We start from the raw sequence: 3,185 nt of genomic DNA, 5'->3' as shown, positions 1-3,185 counted from the left end.
ATCCTCCGCGGCCCGGTGGGCGCTCAGGCTCTGGCGGGCGCCCCGCCGCGCCGACGGCGCCGCGCCGGCGGCGGCGCGCGCCCCCGCCGCCGTCCGCACCGCAGCCGCCGAGCCCTTCGGCAGCCTGCGCCTTTGGTGCGTGCTGGTCTTCCTCTCGGGCTATGTGATCGTGGCGCTCGAGATCGTCTGGGTGCGGCTGATGGGCCAGGTGGGCCAGTACCACGCCTATCTCTTCCCCACCGTGCTCGGCGTGTTCCTGCTGGCCGACGGCGCCGGCATGGCGGTGGCGGCGCGCATGGTGCGGCGGATCCGCGACCCGCGGCCGGCCTTCTTCATCACCCAGGCCGGCGGCTTCGTGCTCGGCGCGGCGCTGATCCTGGCGCTCTACTGGGCGCTGCCGCACTGGCCGATCAGCAGCTTCGTGAATGCCGACATCCAGCGCCTGCGCGGCGACGGCCTGCTGACGACGGTGCTGCTCACCGTGCTGGTGGTCGGGCCGCCGAGCTTCGTCATCGGCATGACCTTCCCCTTCGTGCAGCGCGCGGTGCAGCAGGATCTCGCGAGCGTCGGCGCGCGGGTCGGCTGGGTGCAGCTGGCGAATATCCTCGGCAATGCCGCGGGCTCGATCGGCACCGGCCTCGTCACCTTCCATGTGCTTGGGACTGCCGGGACCCTGCAACTGCTGGCGGTGCTGTCGCTGCTGCTGGTGCTCGGCTGGCTGTGGAAGGCGGGCTGGCGGCGCGGGCCGGAAGTGGCGCTGGCCGGCGCCTGCGCGGCGGCGCTGGTGGTGCTGCCCGGCAATGCCGCGCTGTGGTCGCGGCTGCATGCGGAGAAGCCCGGCCAGCGCACCGCCTGGGCCGAGGACCGCTCCGGCGTCGCCTTCTTCCGCGACGACGCGCGCGACCCGGCCCGGCCGCATGGTCCCTTCTTCATCCAGGGCTTCGCGCAGGGGACCATTCCCTTCCTGCCGATCCACCAGTTCCTCGGCGCGGTCGGACCGCTGCTGCACCCCGATCCGCAGCGGATCCTGTGCATCGGCATCGGCTCGGGCGGCACGCCCTGGGCAGCCGGTGTCGTGCAGGGCCCGTCGCAGATCCGCGCGATCGAGCTGGTCGGCCCGGTGATCACTGCGCATCAGGAACTCGCTGCGCGCCACCCGGACGGGCCCATCGCCGAGATGTTCCGCAACCCGCGCTGGACGATGGAATACGGCGACGGCCGCCGCGCGCTGGCGAAGGGCGACACGCTCTACGACGTGATCCAGGCCGATGCCATCCTGCCGGAGGGCTCGCATTCCGGCCTGCTCTATTCCGAGGAATTCCTCCAGCAGGTGCGGCGGCGCCTGGCGCCGGGCGGGATCTATGTGCAGTGGGGCCCGACGCGCCGCACGGTGGAGACCTTCGCATCGGTCTTCCCGCACACGCTGCTGCTGATGCCGGTCTCGGTGCTGATCGGGTCGGACAGGCCGATCCCCTACGATGCCGAGCAGCTTGCCGCGCGCCTCGCCGCGCCGGAAGTGGTCGCGCATCTGGCCCGCGGCAATCCGGGCTTCAGCGACTACCGCAGCCTGTTCGCGCGCGCGCCGCTGCGCTGGGCGCCCGGCAACCCGCGGCCTGAAGCGTCGCTGACCGATGTCTTCCCGCGCGACGAGTTCTACATGAACAACGCGGTCAGGCTGACGCACGACCTGATGCGGCCGGGCGATCTGATGGCGCAGGGCGGCCCGCGCTGACGGACCCTTTGGGATCGCCCCGGGGCGACGCCCTGCCGCGCAACGTCGTTGCAGCCAGGGCCCGGCTCGGCCGATCGGCACGGCGGCGGAGCGGTTCCACTTGAACGAACGCTGCTCTACCGTGCTCCGGCAAGGACGGCGCCAACCCCGGCGCCACGTCCGGGGAGGGGGAGCCTAGGCATGGCCGCATCCGGCCACGTGTCCCGCCTGACGCCGCCCGCCGGTCCGGGCCGGAGGGGCGGGCAGCCGATCGGGGGCGGCCCGAAGCCGCTTCGGACGCCATCGGCGCATGGCCGGCCGGCCGGCGGCCGCCACCTGCGCTAGCGGCGGCCGGGCCTCGCGCCGATGTGGCGTGTCGTCATCACGGGCTTCCTGGCGGGTGCCGCTGCCGTGCCGCTGTTCCACGAAGGCACCAATTTCCTGCTCTATCACAATTTCGGGATCTTGCAGGCGCTGCTCGGCGCTGCGGGCGGCTTCAAGCCGCTTTCCCCGGGGTTCAACCTGCGCCTGTCGCCGCCCCTCGGCTTCCCGGAGGTGCTGAACCTCGCCTTCTGGGGCGGCAGCTGGGGCATCGTCCTGGCCGCGACGCTGCGGCTGCTGCGTCCGCCTGTCCTGCTCGCAGGCTTCCTGTTCGGCACACTGGTCTGCACCGGCTTCGGCTTCGCCCCCTATTATGGAGAGCGCGGCCTGCCGATCTGGAGCGTGCTCTACCTGCCCAACTGGTTGCGCATCGCGTTGGTGAACGGCGCATGGGGATGGGGGGCGGCGGCGCTGATGCAGGCCGGGGGCCTGATGAGACGCTTCCGCGGCTGATCCGGGCGCTCGCCGCCGTGTCGCGAGACCCGGCGGGCTCCATCGCAGGATCCGATCGCCATCGCGAGCGCGTCGCTGGGATGCACCGGCGCCGCGCCATGCCACCGCCGAAGGCGTCGCCGTAGCCGGAAATACAACCTACACGGGTGCTATGTGCGCGAAGAGTGCAACTATTAATATCTATGCAGCACCGAGACAATGCGCTATTCTGTCAGGGTATGTAGGTTGGGGTAATGAAGATGTTCCGGCTGGCAGCGGCTGCTGGGGTTTCACTCATCGCCATCGCGGCGACCATGCCGGCGGGCGCAAGCACCGTCACGGCGACGAACATCGTCTTCAGCGACGGCTCGCGGCCGATCGTCATCGACGACGGCAGCAACAAGACGCTGGTCAATGCCGGCCGCTTCCAGGTCACGAGCAGCCTCGGCGACCTCTTTCTCTGGTGCGTGGACATCTTCAACCAGGTGACGACCGGGTTGCAGTCGCCCCCGCTGGTTTACACCACCGGCCTGCTGACCAACGACGGCAACCCGGCCGGCCCGATCACACTCACTCCCGACCAACTCTCCCGCGTCGGCGGCCTGGCCGCGGCCGGCGACGCGGCGCGCGCCGCCCGCCCCGCGCGGGCCGCCCCCCGGTT

General features: G+C 71.5%; 3 protein-coding genes. All 3 read left to right on the top strand.

Translation table 11 applies throughout. The features are described from left to right. Window positions 1-1,732: spermine/spermidine synthase domain-containing protein (locus AC1MIR_RS20310; protein ID WP_480029998.1), on the top strand; the 1,732-nt coding region annotated here is incomplete at its 5' end. A gap of 345 nt (window positions 1,733-2,077) precedes the next feature. Further along, the gene (locus AC1MIR_RS20305; RefSeq protein WP_480029997.1) at window positions 2,078-2,545 is read left to right on the top strand and encodes a hypothetical protein; all 468 of its coding nucleotides are present in this window, start codon (window positions 2,078-2,080) and stop codon (window positions 2,543-2,545) included. 233 nt (window positions 2,546-2,778) lie between these two features. Then, a partial coding sequence (locus tag AC1MIR_RS20300) for a hypothetical protein (protein WP_480029996.1) occupies window positions 2,779-3,185 on the top strand: 407 nt, incomplete at its 3' end.

It is taken from the genome of Falsiroseomonas sp. RANM36 (assembly GCF_056682175.1).
Note: the sequence above shows the minus strand (reverse complement) of the source record. Positions and strands in the feature narration are given on the sequence as shown.